This is a genomic window from Rhodococcus sp. NPDC058639, from assembly GCF_042717545.1.
In the GTDB taxonomy this organism is placed as follows: domain Bacteria; phylum Actinomycetota; class Actinomycetes; order Mycobacteriales; family Mycobacteriaceae; genus Rhodococcus.
The window spans coordinates 230,752-244,526 of the sequence record NZ_JBHXRF010000006.1; the positions used below are offsets into that span (position 1 = coordinate 230,752).

The 13,775-nt window shown below is 68.0% G+C and carries 16 protein-coding genes; 9 read left to right on the forward strand and 7 right to left on the reverse strand.

What is annotated here, in order from left to right; genetic code table 11:
* Positions 1 to 22: 22 nt before the first annotated feature.
* The gene (locus tag ACFWU2_RS13900) at positions 23 to 97 is read right to left on the reverse strand and encodes a 50S ribosomal protein bL37 (protein WP_022597109.1); all 75 of its coding nucleotides are present in this window, start codon (positions 95 to 97) and stop codon (positions 23 to 25) included.
* 96 nt (positions 98 to 193) lie between these two features.
* Here ACFWU2_RS13900 and ACFWU2_RS13905 point away from each other — a divergent pair, with 96 nt between their 5' ends.
* The gene (locus ACFWU2_RS13905) at positions 194 to 409 is read left to right on the forward strand and encodes a biotin/lipoyl-binding carrier protein (protein ID WP_378606839.1); all 216 of its coding nucleotides are present in this window, start codon (positions 194 to 196) and stop codon (positions 407 to 409) included.
* A gap of 17 nt (positions 410 to 426) precedes the next feature.
* Complete coding sequence (locus ACFWU2_RS13910; protein ID WP_378606842.1) at positions 427 to 1,902, forward strand: sensor histidine kinase; 1,476 nt, start codon at positions 427 to 429, stop codon at positions 1,900 to 1,902.
* Between the two features lie 127 nt (positions 1,903 to 2,029).
* Here the strand turns inward: ACFWU2_RS13910 and ACFWU2_RS13915 are convergent, their stop codons facing one another.
* Positions 2,030 to 2,284 carry a WhiB family transcriptional regulator gene (locus ACFWU2_RS13915; protein WP_072699424.1) on the reverse strand — a complete coding sequence of 85 codons (255 nt, stop codon included), beginning with the start codon at positions 2,282 to 2,284 and terminating at the stop codon, positions 2,030 to 2,032.
* A 243-nt stretch (positions 2,285 to 2,527) separates the two neighbouring features.
* Complete coding sequence (locus ACFWU2_RS13920) at positions 2,528 to 3,469, reverse strand: diacylglycerol/lipid kinase family protein (RefSeq protein WP_378606846.1); 942 nt, start codon at positions 3,467 to 3,469, stop codon at positions 2,528 to 2,530.
* A 47-nt stretch (positions 3,470 to 3,516) separates the two neighbouring features.
* Here ACFWU2_RS13920 and ACFWU2_RS13925 point away from each other — a divergent pair, with 47 nt between their 5' ends.
* Positions 3,517 to 3,939 carry a hypothetical protein gene (locus ACFWU2_RS13925; RefSeq protein ID WP_378606849.1) on the forward strand — a complete coding sequence of 141 codons (423 nt, stop codon included), beginning with the start codon at positions 3,517 to 3,519 and terminating at the stop codon, positions 3,937 to 3,939.
* 22 nt (positions 3,940 to 3,961) lie between these two features.
* Here ACFWU2_RS13925 and ACFWU2_RS13930 read toward each other — a convergent pair whose 3' ends face one another.
* A complete protein-coding gene (locus tag ACFWU2_RS13930; RefSeq protein WP_378606852.1) occupies positions 3,962 to 4,432 on the reverse strand; it encodes a GNAT family N-acetyltransferase in 471 nt (156 codons plus the stop codon).
* 105 nt (positions 4,433 to 4,537) lie between these two features.
* Here ACFWU2_RS13930 and ACFWU2_RS13935 point away from each other — a divergent pair, with 105 nt between their 5' ends.
* Positions 4,538 to 5,323 (forward strand): ParA family protein, encoded by a 786-nt coding sequence (locus tag ACFWU2_RS13935; protein WP_378606855.1) that lies wholly within the window; start codon positions 4,538 to 4,540, stop codon positions 5,321 to 5,323.
* Between the two features lie 11 nt (positions 5,324 to 5,334).
* Here the strand turns inward: ACFWU2_RS13935 and ACFWU2_RS13940 are convergent, their stop codons facing one another.
* Both ACFWU2_RS13940 and ACFWU2_RS13945 read right to left on the reverse strand, forming a co-directional pair.
* Positions 5,335 to 6,549: a hypothetical protein gene (locus tag ACFWU2_RS13940; RefSeq protein WP_378606857.1), complete on the reverse strand. Its 1,215-nt coding sequence runs from the start codon at positions 6,547 to 6,549 to the stop codon at positions 5,335 to 5,337.
* Between the two features lie 5 nt (positions 6,550 to 6,554).
* A complete protein-coding gene (locus ACFWU2_RS13945) occupies positions 6,555 to 8,231 on the reverse strand; it encodes a DEAD/DEAH box helicase (protein WP_378606864.1) in 1,677 nt (558 codons plus the stop codon).
* A 202-nt stretch (positions 8,232 to 8,433) separates the two neighbouring features.
* Between ACFWU2_RS13945 and ACFWU2_RS13950 the strand changes: the two genes are divergently transcribed.
* Together ACFWU2_RS13950 and ACFWU2_RS13955 are read left to right on the forward strand one after the other, a co-directional pair.
* The gene (locus ACFWU2_RS13950) at positions 8,434 to 9,126 is read left to right on the forward strand and encodes a ferritin-like fold-containing protein (protein WP_378606868.1); all 693 of its coding nucleotides are present in this window, start codon (positions 8,434 to 8,436) and stop codon (positions 9,124 to 9,126) included.
* 45 nt (positions 9,127 to 9,171) lie between these two features.
* Entirely contained in the window at positions 9,172 to 9,402 is a 231-nt protein-coding gene (locus ACFWU2_RS13955; protein WP_378606871.1) for a DUF3107 domain-containing protein, read from the forward strand.
* 108 nt (positions 9,403 to 9,510) lie between these two features.
* Here the strand turns inward: ACFWU2_RS13955 and ACFWU2_RS13960 are convergent, their stop codons facing one another.
* Positions 9,511 to 10,170: a TetR/AcrR family transcriptional regulator gene (locus ACFWU2_RS13960; RefSeq protein ID WP_169619748.1), complete on the reverse strand. Its 660-nt coding sequence runs from the start codon at positions 10,168 to 10,170 to the stop codon at positions 9,511 to 9,513.
* Positions 10,171 to 10,369: 199 nt separating this feature from the next.
* Here ACFWU2_RS13960 and ACFWU2_RS13965 point away from each other — a divergent pair, with 199 nt between their 5' ends.
* The 3 genes from ACFWU2_RS13965 (at position 10,370) to ACFWU2_RS13975 (ending at position 13,763) form a co-directional block, all read left to right on the forward strand.
* Positions 10,370 to 11,530 carry a DUF3152 domain-containing protein gene (locus ACFWU2_RS13965; RefSeq protein ID WP_378607284.1) on the forward strand — a complete coding sequence of 387 codons (1,161 nt, stop codon included), beginning with the start codon at positions 10,370 to 10,372 and terminating at the stop codon, positions 11,528 to 11,530.
* A gap of 64 nt (positions 11,531 to 11,594) precedes the next feature.
* Positions 11,595 to 12,794, forward strand: a complete 1,200-nt coding sequence (gene moeZ, locus ACFWU2_RS13970; RefSeq protein WP_378606876.1) for an adenylyltransferase/sulfurtransferase MoeZ — start codon at positions 11,595 to 11,597, stop codon at positions 12,792 to 12,794.
* A gap of 114 nt (positions 12,795 to 12,908) precedes the next feature.
* Complete coding sequence (locus tag ACFWU2_RS13975) at positions 12,909 to 13,763, forward strand: TIGR02569 family protein (protein ID WP_378606879.1); 855 nt, start codon at positions 12,909 to 12,911, stop codon at positions 13,761 to 13,763.
* Positions 13,764 to 13,775: the final 12 nt, after the last annotated feature.

Sequence of the window (13,775 nt, forward strand, 5' to 3'; positions counted from 1 at the left end):
TCCTTCCGTGTTTCCGAACGCCTCAGGCGTTGGGACGCTTGCCGTGGTTGGCGGCGTTCCCCTTGCGGCTACGCTTCTTGCGGCCTCGCTTACCCATGGTTGGATCTCCTTTCTCTTTCATTACAGTGTTTCACGTGCGGTCGAGTGGTCCTGTCGGCAGGTCCACCGTCCGGTTCGCGGAATGAGGTGTTCGATGGCAGAGGACGTACGGGCCGAGATGGTATCCACGGTCTTCGAGGTGGTGGTGACAGAGGGACAGGTCGTCGCGGAAGGCGACACCCTGGTCATCCTCGAGTCGATGAAGATGGAGATCCCGGTGCTCGCGGAGACCTCCGGCACGGTGACGTCGGTCGGCGTCGCCGTGGGAGATGTGATTCAGCAGGGCGATCTCATCGCGGTCATCTCCTGAGCAAGAAGGCGGCCTCCGTGTCCACCCTCAGTGCCCTCCTCGCCACCCACACCGATCTTCCCGGTGCCGCTGTCGACCACCTTCAGCGCGTCGTCGGGGAGTGGCAACTGCTCGCCGACCTGTCCTTCGCGGACGTGTTGCTGTGGGTGGACGCCGCGCCCGACGGGATCGTGTGTGTGGCGCAGTGCCGTCCCACCACCGCCTCGACCGTCATCCCCGAGGACGCGGTCGGGACCGTAGTATCCGACGATGAACATCCTTACGTCCGTAAGGCTTTCAAATCGGGAGAGATTGTCACGGTCCGTCGCGGATCCAGCGACTCGATCCATTTGCGTCAGGCCGTGCCGGTGCGGTGGGCCGGGCAGGTGGTCGCTGTACTGAGCCGGGACGCCGCGCGGGTGTCCCGGCGCTCGGCGAGTGCGCTCGAGACGGCGTACCTCGAATGTGCCGATGCGCTCTACCGCATGATCAGCGAGGGAACGTTCCCCACCCCGGAAGCACGGTCCGACACGAAGTCCAGCCCCCGTGCCGGTGACGGCTTCATCCGTCTCGACCGTGAGGGCCGCGTCGTCTATGCCAGCCCGAACGCGTTGTCCGCGTACCACCGCATGGGATTCAATTCCGATCTGCTGGGTCAGGACCTCGTCGAGACGACCCGCTCCCTCGTGACGGATCCATTCGAAAGCGCGGACGTCTCCGAATATCTCAGGGGGGCCGTCCACGGACGGCTGGGACAGCGCATGGAGGTAGAGGCGCGGGGAGCGACGGTGCTCATCCGTGCCCTCGTCCTGACGCCCGGCGGCCGCATCGAGGGGGCCGCTGTGGTCATCCGCGACGTCACCGAGGTCAAGCGCCGTGACCGTGCCCTGCTCAGCAAGGACGCCACGATCCGGGAAATCCACCATCGGGTGAAGAACAACCTGCAGACGGTCGCGGCGCTGCTGCGGCTGCAGGCGAGGCGCACCGGCAATGTCGAAGCCAAAGAGGCTCTCGGCGAAGCGGTGCGCCGGGTCACGTCGATTGCACTGGTGCACGAAGCCCTGTCGATGTCGGTCGACGAAGAGGTCGACCTCGACGGTGTTTTCGACCAGTTGATCCCGATCGTCGTGGACGTCTCGGCGGTGGGCAGCCAGATCCGGGTGCGCCGCGAGGGAAACCTCGGTGTGTTCCCCGCGGATCGCGCCACCCCGCTCGTGATGGTGTTGACCGAACTCGTGCAGAACGCCGTCGAGCACGCATTCGACCCGGGGGTTCACGGCACGGTGACGGTCCGGGCGAACCGGTCGGCTCGGTGGCTCGACGTCGTCGTGCGAGACGAGGGCAAAGGCCTGCCGGAGGGGTTCCGTCTCGAAGATTCCGATCGTCTCGGGCTGCAGATCGTGCGGACACTGGTCGCCGCCGAACTCGGCGGCACGCTCGACCTGGCCGCGAACGAGAGCGGCGGAACCGACGCGCGCCTGCGACTGGCACTCGGCAAGGTTGCCGGAACCTGATCTACGTTCCGGCGCGGGCCTGTGTTTCCGACGGCCGTAGTTCTCCGAGGGCAGTAGCGCAGGGACACCTACGACGTACGAAGGCCCGGTCCCCTCGGGGGCCGGGCCTTCGTACAAGTCGCGATCGTTAGACCGTGGTGCGAGCCCGGGTGCGGGCGTTGCGGCGCTTGAGTGCGCGGCGCTCGTCTTCGCTCATGCCGCCCCATACGCCGGCGTCCTGACCCGATTCGAGGGCCCACGAGAGGCACTCGGCGGTGACGGGGCAGCGGTTGCACACGAGCTTGGCATCGGCAATCTGCGCGAGAGCCGGTCCGCTGTTGCCCACAGGGAAGAACAGTTCCGGATCCTCGTCGCGGCAGATGGCTTCGTGGCGCCAGTCCATGCTTCTACTCTCCTTCAATGGTGCTGTGCACCGGATGATTGTCTGTGCGTGTTCACGCTTGCGGCGCGAAGTATTTCCGCGCGGTTACTTGTGAATGCTTTCACGAACTTGCGTGAAGTCAAGAGAATCGACCGCGACCGTGTGGAAGCTCACGCCGACGAAGGGGCGAAGCATTCGTCAATCCTTCTTTCTACACCTGTTCGGCCGAAAAGTAAGCAGAATCACAACATTCGAGCATGCTGCTCACTGTGCAGGAGCGACGACTTCGAGTATCGAAGGCACGGCCACGAACTCCACATCGGTGCGAAGCCCCAGGTAGTCGCCGTCCACCTGCAGGCCGATCGGTCGCGTCGACCGTGCGCGCACGTGAGTGACGTCGTCCGCGCGCAGCAGATACGGAGACGACGGGTCGCCCTGCTTCGCGAGCAACTGCCGGACGACGCGCAGGGTCGGCACGACCCGCATCGTCGCCATCGCGAAGACCCCGAGGCCCGTGCCGAACGACGTACCCGGGTTCGTGTGGACCGGGCGTCTGTCGAGAAAGGTCCACGGGCTCGAGTTGGACACGAAGGCGTAGTACACGCCGGCGACCGGATCCTGCCCCGGCAGTTCGAGCGTGAGTGCCGGTTCGATCCGCTTCGACGCGAAGAACTGCGTGATCGCGTGTCGCACATACCGCGAACTCGTCGCCTTCTTGCCGCTGAGACGACTCAGATCGACCGCTTCGCACACCTGCGCGTCGAGACCGAGCCCCGCGTTGAACACGAACCACCGCCCGTCGCAGTGGCCGAGCCCGATGCGGCGGGCCGCGCGATCGGCGAGCAAGGCGAGCAGTTGTTCCGTCGCCTCCATCGGGTCCGCGGCGATCCCGAGGGAGCGAGCGAACACGTTCGCCGATCCGCCCGGCACCACGGCGAGGCGGGGCAGCGTCGGATCGGGACCGCGGTCGGGGGAAGGCCCCAGCAGTCCGTTGACGATCTCGTTCACGGTGCCGTCGCCACCGTGAGCGATGACGACATCCATTCCGTCCGCGTGCGCGGATCGGGCCAGTTCCGCGGCGTGCCCCCGGTGCGTCGTATGCGCCACTGTCAGCTGGGTTCTGCCCGACAGCGCGTGAGCCAGCCGGTCACGACCGGCCGGAGTGGTGGTCGTCGCGTTCGGGTTCACGATCAGCAGGGCACGCACGGAGCATCAGCCTAAGTGCTATCGCGCCGGTCCACTACGCTGGTCGGGTGCCCACTGAAACACCTCGTACCCGTACCCCGTCGACCGTCAGGGTTGCCGGGTCGCTCGTCGTGCTCGAAGGCGTCATCGCCATAGGGTTCGCGGTGTACTCGGTCATCCGGGCATGGTCGGGCAACTACGACCAGTCGGTGAGCAACGGCTACGGCCTCGCACTGTGGCTGTCGATCCTCTTCGGGGGCGTCCTGGCCGCGGGCATCGCGCTCCTGCGCGGCGCGCACTGGGGACGTTCGATCGCTGTCGTCGCGCAGCTTCTGCTGTTGCCCGTGGTGTGGTCGCTCCTCACCGACTCCCATCAGGTGCTTCTCGGTGCGCTCATGGGGCTGATCGTGGTGCCGGCGCTCGTGCTCCTCTTCAGCCCCGCCACCACCCGGTGGCTCGCCAGCGATTACGTTCCCGAGGACGAGCGCTGAACCAGGCCGCGGCGAAGGACCGTCAGGCGCCGAGCTCGCGCAACGCGTCACCGCTGAGACGGAACGTCGTCCACTCGTCCTGAGGAACCGCGCCCAGCGACCGGTAGAAGCCGATGGACGGCTCGTTCCAGTTCAGCACGGACCAGCTCAGGCGGGTATAACCGCGCTCCACACATTCGTGGGCCAGTGCGGCCAGCAGCGCGCGCCCGTGTCCCGCGCCCCGATGCTCCGGCCGGACGTACAGGTCCTCGAGATACACGCCGTGGACCCCGTCCCACGTGGAGAAGTTCCGGAACCACAGCGCGACCCCGACGACGGTGCCGTCCTTCTCTTCCGCCACATGGCCGAATACCGACGGTTCCGGATCGAACAACGCGGACCGGATCTGCTCCGTCGTCACGGTGCACTCGTGCCGGGCCTTCTCGTATTCCGCGAGGTCGTAGATCAGGTCGGTGACGGCTTCGACATCGTCGGGACGGACTCTGCGGATCACGGTCGGTACGCCTTTCGGGAAGCGTCGGAGGGGGATGCACGATGTGCCGGGAAGATGCCGCGTCGTTACCGCACACCGGAGCGCCGAATACGCGAGGATCGACCCGTGACAACCGTACTTGCAGTGGCAAACCAGAAGGGTGGCGTCGCCAAGACGACCACCGTCGCGTCGCTGGGCGCCGCCCTGTCCGCGCTGGGACAGCGGGTGCTCCTCGTCGACCTCGATCCCCAGGGGTGTCTCACCTTCTCCCTGGGTCACAACCCGGACCGGCTCGACAAGTCCGTGCACGACGTCCTCGTGGGAGAGACCAAGGTGCAGGAGGTCCTGGTCGAGGCGGGAGAAGGCATCACGCTCATGCCCGCGACCATCGATCTGGCCGGTGCCGAGGCGATGCTGCTCATGAAGCCGGGCCGGGAATACACCCTCAAACGCGCGCTGGCGACGGTCGCGGACGACTTCGACGTGGTGATCGTCGACTGCCCTCCGTCCCTCGGGGTCCTCACCCTCAACGGGCTCACCGCGGCAGATTCCGTCCTCGTCCCGCTGCAGTGCGAAACGCTCGCACACCGTGGCGTCGGTCAGCTTCTTCGGACGGTTCAGGAGATCAAGCAGATCACCAACCCCGAACTCGAACTCCTCGGCGCTCTTCCGACGCTGTACGACTCGCGGACCACGCACAGCCGTGACGTGCTCGCCGACGTGTCGGACCGGTACGACCTGCCGGTGCTCTCGCCGCCCATCCCGCGAACCGTGCGGTTCGCCGAGGCGTCTGCATCGGGTTCGACCGTGCTCGCCGCCCGGAAGAACAAGGGCGCGGACGCCTACCGGGAACTGGCCGAGAACCTGCTCGCGTCGTGGACGAAGGGCACCGCACTGCCCACGCTGGACTGACCCCGGCGCCGTCAGCGCAGCGCGACGACCTGATCTCCGCGTTGCTCGAGCACGAGTTCACCGGTGACCGCGACGTCCACGTCCTGCGGTGCGTCGTCTCGGTCCACGGGGATCCGCTGCCGGACGTTGCCGGACGCGGGATCGACTGCCGCGACCGCGTCGTCGACCGGCAGGAGCAGTGATCCCGCCATCGGCGCTCCGGTCCCGAGCGTGTCCTCGACGGTCCATACCGGTGCGAAATCCTCGGGGGAGAGGCCGACCGTGTCGAGACCCGTCCACCAGACCAGTACCCCCTCCTGTTCGGTGGCGGGTGCGGCGCCGTTGCCGGCGACACGTTCGAGGTTGTGGGTGTCGACGAGTGCGCCCGAGCCGTCGTACACCGCGATGCGCGGGCCGCCGCCGGGCCCCGGCGGCATGTACACAGCGGTGCGTTCACCGAGAACGGCGACTATGCGTGCACCTGCTCCGGTCTGTGCTTCGGGCAGCACCGACGACGCGTATTGCTCGGGTTTCTGGGCGTCGTCTGGAGTGGGGTCCAGCAAGGTGAGCCGATTGGCCGGTTCGTTCGGGCACTGCTCGAGTACCGCGAGACGGCTGGTCCCGGCATCGGCGGAGAGTAGTTCGCAGCCGGACCGGGGCTGGGCGCGCGGGTTGACGGGAGCGTCGACGTACCCGTATTCGACGGTGCGCACGAGGTCGGACCGCCACATCTCGAGCCGGGTATCGCCGAGTGCGATGACGTGGGAACCGGCTTCGAAGAGCCGAATCTCCTCGTCTGCGTCACTCGTCCGCTGCGGCCCTCGCGCGCCGCTGTCCGATTCGAGCGCGGTGACCTGCCCGCAGCCGCGTGCGTCGCGGTAGACCGAGATCGCCGAACCCCACGCACCCGTTGCGGCGCACAGCGGACGGTTGCGTTCGTACCGCCATCGTTCGTTGCCGGTGAGCGGATCCCGGCCCACCACCGTGTTCGCGTCGGCAGTCGCGACGGTGCCTCCGAGCGCGACGGGCACCGACGTTGCCCCGCTGGGCGCCTGCCACACCTCGGTGAGGGCGTCGGGGAGCGCGCCGGCGACTCGGGGAGCGGACACCGGCTCGTCCCACGTGATCGAGGTGGTGCCGCGCGCATCGGACCGTAGCCAGACGACACTCGCCGCCACCAGGACGGTGACGACGAGTGTGGCGGCGACGAGCAGATCCGTGCGGGTGCGGCGCTCCGGCGCGAGCACGGGTCCTACTGAGCGGACGATGCCGCGACGGTGTCCGCGTTCGAGGCGTCCTGTGAGGCCGTGTCATGGCCCGCGGCGCCGTTGCTGCGCCGACGGCGACGACGGCGTGCCGGGGATGCGGGTGCGTCGGAACCGGCTCGCTCCGATTCGCCCTCGGCCTGCGGGGCCTTCTGCTGGGCGTTCGACGTCTTCGGCTCCGTCGCGTCGGCGCCCGAGGCGTCACCGTCGGTCGCCTGGCCGCGGACCGTGCGCCGGCGCACGCGGTTGCGCTTGGGCCGGGACGCCGTCTCCTCGCGATCCTCACGCGGGCGACGTTCGGTGGGCTCGCTCTCGGCGGACCGCGCCGGAGCCTGCTTGTGAACGCGCCCCGTGGTGCCGGCGGGAATGCCGAGTTCCTCGAAGAGGTGCGGCGAACTGGAGTAGGTCTCGACCGGATCGGGCATGTTGAGGCCGAGCGCCTTGTCGATCAGTTGCCAGCGGGGAATGTCGTCCCAGTCGACGAGGGTGATCGCGATGCCGGTGCGGCCCGCGCGGCCGGTACGGCCGATGCGGTGCACGTACGTCTTCTCGTCTTCGGGGCACTGGTAGTTGATGACGTGGGTGACGTCGTCGATGTCGATGCCGCGTGCCGCGACATCGGTGGCGACCAGCACGTCGATCTTGCCGGCGCGGAACTTGTCCAGTGCCTTCTCGCGTGCGATCTGGCCCAGGTCGCCGTGCACGGCTCCGCAGGCGAAGCCGCGTTCGACGAGATCGTCGGCGACCTTCTGTGCGGTGCGCTTGGTACGGGTGAAGACCATGGTCGCGCCGCGGCCTTCGGCCTGCAGCACGCGCGCGACGAGTTCGGCCTTGTCGAGCGCATGCGCACGGTAGACGTGCTGCTGGGTGCGCTCGTGCACGGCCGACGACTCGGCTTCCTCCGCACGGATGTGCGTCGGACGGTTCAGGAAGGTGCGGGCGAGTGTGATGATCGGGCCCGGCATGGTGGCCGAGAACAGCATCGTCTGACGCTTGTCGGGCACCATCGTCAAAATGCGCTCGATGTCGGGCAGGAAGCCGAGGTCGAGCATCTCGTCGGCCTCGTCCATGACGAGCACGCCGATCTTGCCGAGGATCAGGTGCCCCTGGTTGGCGAGGTCGAGGAGCCGGCCCGGGGTGCCGACGACGACGTCGACGCCCTTCTGCAACTGGGAAATCTGCTGCTCGTACGGGCGTCCGCCGTAGATCGACAGGACTTCGAGGCCCTTCTTGCCGCTGCCGGGCAGGTACTTCGCGGCGCTCACCAGGTCGCCGGTCACCTGGACGCACAGTTCGCGCGTCGGGACGATGACGAGCGCACGCGGGGTGCCGTCGAGGGTCGTGGTGCCCGAACCGTCGGTGGTGATGCGGTTGAGCAGCGGGACCCCGAACCCGAAGGTCTTGCCCATGCCCGTGCGGGCCTGGCCGATGAGGTCGTCGCCTGCGAGGGCGAGGGGGAGCGTGAGCTCCTGGATTGCGAACGTACGTTCGATGCCGGCCTCGGAGAGTGCCCGGACGATTTCGTCGCGGACGCCGAGTTCTCCGAAGGTGGGGGGAACGTGGGTGGAGTCGAGTTGTGCGGAGACGGTCGTTTCGGTCGCGTCGTCTTCGTGGTCGATTGTGATCTTGCTCAGGGGTCCGGCCTTCCTGGTCTCGGCACGCACGCACGAGGTCGGGCAGGGGACCGGCCTGCGCCTCAGCACGAGCGTTGTTCAGAAGCTCGGCGAAGCGCGGCGATCCGCGGTCGGGTGCGCGCACATTATCGGTGAAGCTCGCGGGCTGCGTTCAGCGGCTCGAAGCGCGAACTTCAAAGACCATTGTACCGGTTCCGGCGGATTCGCCGAGGTAGTACTACGCTTTGTCGTCATGGGAGCCGAATCGTCGCCGTCCACAGCATCATCCAGCCCGACCCTCGTCCCCGCCGACCATCCCGGCGTCGCCGAGTTGTTCGCGGTGATCGCCTACGGCGAGATCGCCGCGTTCTACCGTCTCGCGGACGATGCCAAGTTCTCCCCGTCGGTGCGGGGACGTGTCGCCCTCGCGAGCATGGCAGCGGCGGAGATGAGCCACTTCGAGACGCTGCACGCGGCGCTCGACGACCGCGGTGTGGAGATCTACGCCGCGATGGAGCCGTACCGGCAGGCTCTCGACGCCTACCATGCGTCCACCACCCCGTCGACGTGGCTCGAATCTCTCGTCAAGGCGTACGTGGGCGACGGGATCGCCGCCGACTTCTACTGTGAGATCGCCGACCGGCTGGCCCCGGAGGTAGCCGCGGTGGTGCGCGACGTGCTCGCCGCGACCGGGCACTCCGAGTTCGTGGTCCGCGAGGTCCGTGAAGTGGTGGAACGAAGCCCACTCCAGAAGGACCGCCTGATGCTGTGGGGTCGCCGGTTGCTGGGCGAAGCCATCACGCAGGCCCAGTACGTGCTCGCCCAGAACGAGGAGCTTGCCGAACTGGTGATTCTTACCTCGGGTGACCTCGCCGGCATTGCCGCCCTGTTCGACCGGATGCAGGTCGAGCACACCAAGCGGATGGCAGTGCTCGGACTGCATTAGCCTGGCGGTGACAAGCAGTACAGCCTGAGATTTCGGAGGTCCCCAGTGGAGGTCAAGATCGGCGTTGCGGACAGCCCGCGTGAACTCGTCCTCGTCAGCGACCAGACGCACGACGAGGTGGAAAAGCTTGTGACCGACGCACTGAGCGGCAACGGCAGCGGCGTGCTCGCTCTCATCGACGAGAAGGGCCGCAAGGTTCTGGTGCAGGCGGCGAAGATCGCGTACGTGGAGATCGGCCCCTCCACCATCGGGAGGGTCGGCTTCGCAGCCATCTGACCACAGGACCGATACGGCGAGAGGCCGGGGCGACATCGCCCCGGCCTCTCGCCGTATCGCTGTTCTCCCGGCTGCGTCCGCGACGTGCGGCCGGCCGGGACGGCCTCGTCAGCGCAGCCGTAGTTCGGGCTGGAGCGGGACGTGCTTGAGTCCGCCCCACGCGAGCGCGACCGTCGTATCGACGGCATCGTCCTTCGGGATCGGACGCGCGGCATCGAGCCAGTAACGGGCCGTGAACTGGCTGGTCCCCACCAACCCGACGGCGAGGATCCGCGCACGGTAGGGGTCGAGACCGGAGTCGTGACTGACCAGATCGAACACGGCGTCCACACACGCTTCCGTGGCCTGTTCCACGCGACGGGACACTTCCGGCTCACCCATCAGGTCCGATTCGAAGACCAGCCGGAAACCCTGGCTGTCGTTGTCGACGAAGTCGAAGAAGGCCTGGACGGCGGCACGGACGCGCTGGCGGTTGTCGGTGGTGGACCGAAGCGCCTGCCGGACCCCGTTGATGAGAACGTCCACGTAGTTCTGGAGGACGGCGCAATACAACTCGAGCTTCCCGGGGAAATGCTGGTACAGCACCGGCTTGCTCACACCCGCGCACTCGGCGATCTCGTCCATGCCGGCGGAGTGGTAACCGCGTGTGACGAACACTTCACTCGCAGCCTCGAGCAGCTGGGCACGCCGTTCGTCCCTCGGCATCCGGGCACCACGCTTGTTGCCGTTGTTGCCGCGGCCGGATGCCCGGTCGGCCAGTTCGGTCATGCTTGCTCCAGTCTGCGCACTTCGCCGAGAGTGAGCAGCGCCACTTCGGCATCGATCATCCTTGCAGGTTACAGGTCGCCGCGCTTTTCTCCTGGTCGGCCCCATGCATCTCCTGGCGGGCCCCACGCCCAGTATCCGCTTTTCCTGTCTCCCTCCGCAGGACTGCCGGGACCGCCCGTCGGATTCTCGTGGATGTGACATTCTGTCAACCGTGATCGACCGAGGAGGAGCGCGACCGAGCAGGTCCGCGGAGGACTCCACCCGGACCCCGCCATCCGGTTCCCCGGCACAGCGACCGCCGTCCGGATCCCGGCAACCTCCCGAACCGCGCCGGCCTTCCGAACCGCGCCGGCCTTCCGAACCGCGACAGCCTTCCGAGCAGCGCCGGCATTCCGGTGCGTCGCGGGTACCCAAGCGCGATGCGTACCAGCCGCTGCGAGCCCAGTGGGACCCGGTGGGTGGAGACGACCCGTCGCGGGAACCGCGCAGGCCCCGGCCCGTCCGAGAGGTCCGGAAGCAGAGCCGGCTCGGCAAGTTCGTCGCAACATACGGATGGCGCGCCTACGTGGTGCCTGTGCTCGCCGTGGTCACCGTCGTGGTGCTGTGGGATGCGGCGCGAGGAACCGGCGAGGACGGCGCAGCCGAAGAACAGAGCATGGTGGACGCGGGCGAGACTATCGCGGAAGCACCGCGGGCGGACGGGGTGTTCCCTGCGGATCTCGCGTCCGGCACCCTGCCCGACGGCGGCCCGTTCACCGAGCGGGGCGCGCAGAGGTGGCGAGTGCTGCCCGGCACGACCGCGCGGGTGGGCTCGGAGGCGGCACGCACCTTCACCTACACCGTCGAAGTCGAGGACGGGATCGACACCGCGGGCTACGGCGGTGACGACGCGTTCGGGCTCCTGGTCGACCGGACCCTCGCCGATCCTCGGAGCTGGGTCGGTGATCCCCAGTTCGCCTTCCGCCGGATCGACGTAGGCACCCCCGACTTCCGGATCTCGCTGACCTCGCAGATGACCATCCGGGAGGGATGCGGGTACGACATCCGCCTCGAAGGTTCGTGCTTCAATCCGTCGCTCGGGCGGGTCCTGCTCAACGAGTCGCGCTGGGTTCGCGGCGCGGTCGCCTTCCAGGGCGACATCGGCTCGTACCGCCAATACCTGGTCAATCACGAGGTCGGGCACGCCATCGGCTTCGCTCAGCACGAGCGGTGCGGGGCGCAGGACGGTCTCGCGCCGATCATGATGCAGCAGACCTTCGGCACCGACAACAACGACATCGCCCGGCTCGATCCCGGCGGGGTCGTCCCGGCCGACGGGCTGCGGTGCCGTTTCAACCCGTGGCCGTACCCGAGGGCGTGACGCCGCCGCCACTGTGAGCGGTGGAACAATGGACCACGACCGTCCCGCCGGCCGAGGAGTACCCGTGACCGTATCGACGCCCTCGGTGGATCCGAGCGCCTTGCAACCTCTGGTGGAACCGGCTGCCGACCTCGATCGTGACGAGGTCGCCCGGTACAGCCGGCACCTGATCGTTCCCGACGTCGGTGTGACCGGACAGAAGCGGCTCAAGAACGCGAAAGTGCTGTGCATCGGCGCCGGCGGCCTCGGCTCACCGGTGTTGCTGTACCTGGCCGCGGCGGGTGTCGGCACCCTGGGCATCGTCGAGTTCGACGAAGTGGACATGTCGAATCTGCAGCGTCAGGTCATCCACGGCCGTTCCGACGTGGGCAGGGCGAAGGGCGAGAGTGCCCGCGACAGCATCAACGCCATCAACGAACACGTCGACGTGCGGTTGCATCCGATCCGCCTCGACTCCGGCAACGCGGTGGCCCTGTTCGAGCAGTACGACCTGATCGTGGACGGCACCGACAATTTCGCGACCCGTTACCTCGTGAACGACGCCGCGGTGCTCGCCGGCAAGCCGTACGTGTGGGGGTCGATCTTCCGCTTCGAAGGCCAGGTGTCGGTGTTCTGGGAGAACGCTCCCGGCGGGCGCGGCCTGAACTACCGCGATCTCTATCCCGAGGCGCCGCCGCCGGGCATGGTGCCGTCCTGCGCCGAAGGCGGGGTCCTCGGCGTCCTGCCCGGAACCGTCGGCACGATCATGGCGACCGAGGCCATCAAGCTGATCACCGGGATCGGTGAGCCGCTGCTGGGACGGCTGATGATCTACGACGCGCTCGCGATGTCGTTCCGCACCGTGACGTTGCGCCGGGACCCCGGCCGCGTACCGGTGACCGAACTGATCGATTACGACGTGTTCTGCGGGGTCGTCCCGGACAACGCGGCGGCAGCGGCCGATGCGACGATCACGCCGGGCGAGTTGCGCAGGATGCTCGACGAGGGCCGCGACGTCGAAGTGATCGACGTCCGCGAACCGGTGGAGTGGGACATCGTCCGCATCGACGGTGCCCGGCTGGTTCCCAAGGGTCGCATCCTGTCGGGCGAGGCCCTGGCCGAACTGCCGCAGAACCGGCCGATCGTCCTCTACTGCAAGACGGGCGTGCGGTCGGCGGAGGCCCTCGCCGTGCTCACGCGCGCCGGGTTCTCCGATGCCACCCACCTTCGCGGCGGAGTACTCGCGTGGGCGCAGCAGATCGATCCCTCGCTGCCCGTCTACTGACCGCCGGCGCCGGGCAGCTGCCGCAGCGCCTCCGGCCCGTTGTCGCGGAGCTGTGACCGGAAAACAGCGGAGTGCCTCCCGGGACCCGGGCGGGCGCGCCGGTACCGTGTGGGCGTGAGCTCACTCGAACCACCGCAGCACGTGTGCTCTACGTTCGGCCTTCGCGACGTCGAGCCGGTCGCCCTCGGCGCCGACTGGGACGGCGGTTTCCGGTGTGGAGACGTGGTCCTGTCCCGGGTCGCCGACCACGCCCGCGCGGCGTGGTCCGCGAAGATCAGGGAGACCCTGACCGTCGACGGAGTACGGCTCGCCCGGCCCGTCCGATCGACCGACGGGCGTTACGTGGTGTCCGGATGGCGCGCCGACACGTACATCGTGGGGACTTCCGAACCCCGGCACGACGAGGTGGTCTCGCTGTCGCTGCGGTTGCACGTCGCGACCTCACAACTCGAGCGCCCGCGCTTCCTCATGCAACCTCCGGTGGCACCGTGGCAGGACGTCGACGTCTTCGTCGCGGCCGACCGCGCGGCGTGGGAAACGGTGCCGCTGCGGACCGCGCGCGCTGCGGGTGCCCCCGAGACGGTCACCCCAGACGGACGTAAGAGCCTCGACCTCATCGGGCAGCTCGCCACGTTCCGGAAGCCGGTGCACCTGCCCGACCAACTCGTGCACGGCGATCTCTTCGGCACCGTCTTGTTCGCAGGACGGGCCGCGCCGGGCCTGACCGACATCACGCCCTACTGGCGTCCCGCGTCGTGGGCGGCCGCGGTGACTGTCGTCGACGCGTTGTCGTGGGGCGGCGCCGACGACGGTCTCATCGCGCGGTGGGAAGACCTTCCGGAGTGGCCGCAGATGCTGTTGCGCGCCGTGATGTTCCGGCTCGCGGTACATGCGCTGCACCCACGATCCACCGAAGAAGCGTTTCCCGGCCTGGCGCACACCGCCGACCTGGTCCGATTCCTTCTCTGATATCGGTTACGG

Excerpts from the sequence above, each read along its gene's own strand:
- ACFWU2_RS13905 (WP_378606839.1), top strand. The coding sequence starts at position 194 with ATGGCAGAGGACGTACGGGCCGAGATGGTATCCACGGTCTTCGAGGTG.
- ACFWU2_RS13960 (WP_169619748.1), bottom strand. The coding sequence starts at position 10,170 with ATGACCGAACTGGCCGACCGGGCATCCGGCCGCGGCAACAACGGCAAC.
- ACFWU2_RS13915 (WP_072699424.1), bottom strand. The coding sequence starts at position 2,284 with ATGGACTGGCGCCACGAAGCCATCTGCCGCGACGAGGATCCGGAACTG.
- ACFWU2_RS13950 (WP_378606868.1), top strand. The coding sequence starts at position 8,434 with ATGGGAGCCGAATCGTCGCCGTCCACAGCATCATCCAGCCCGACCCTC.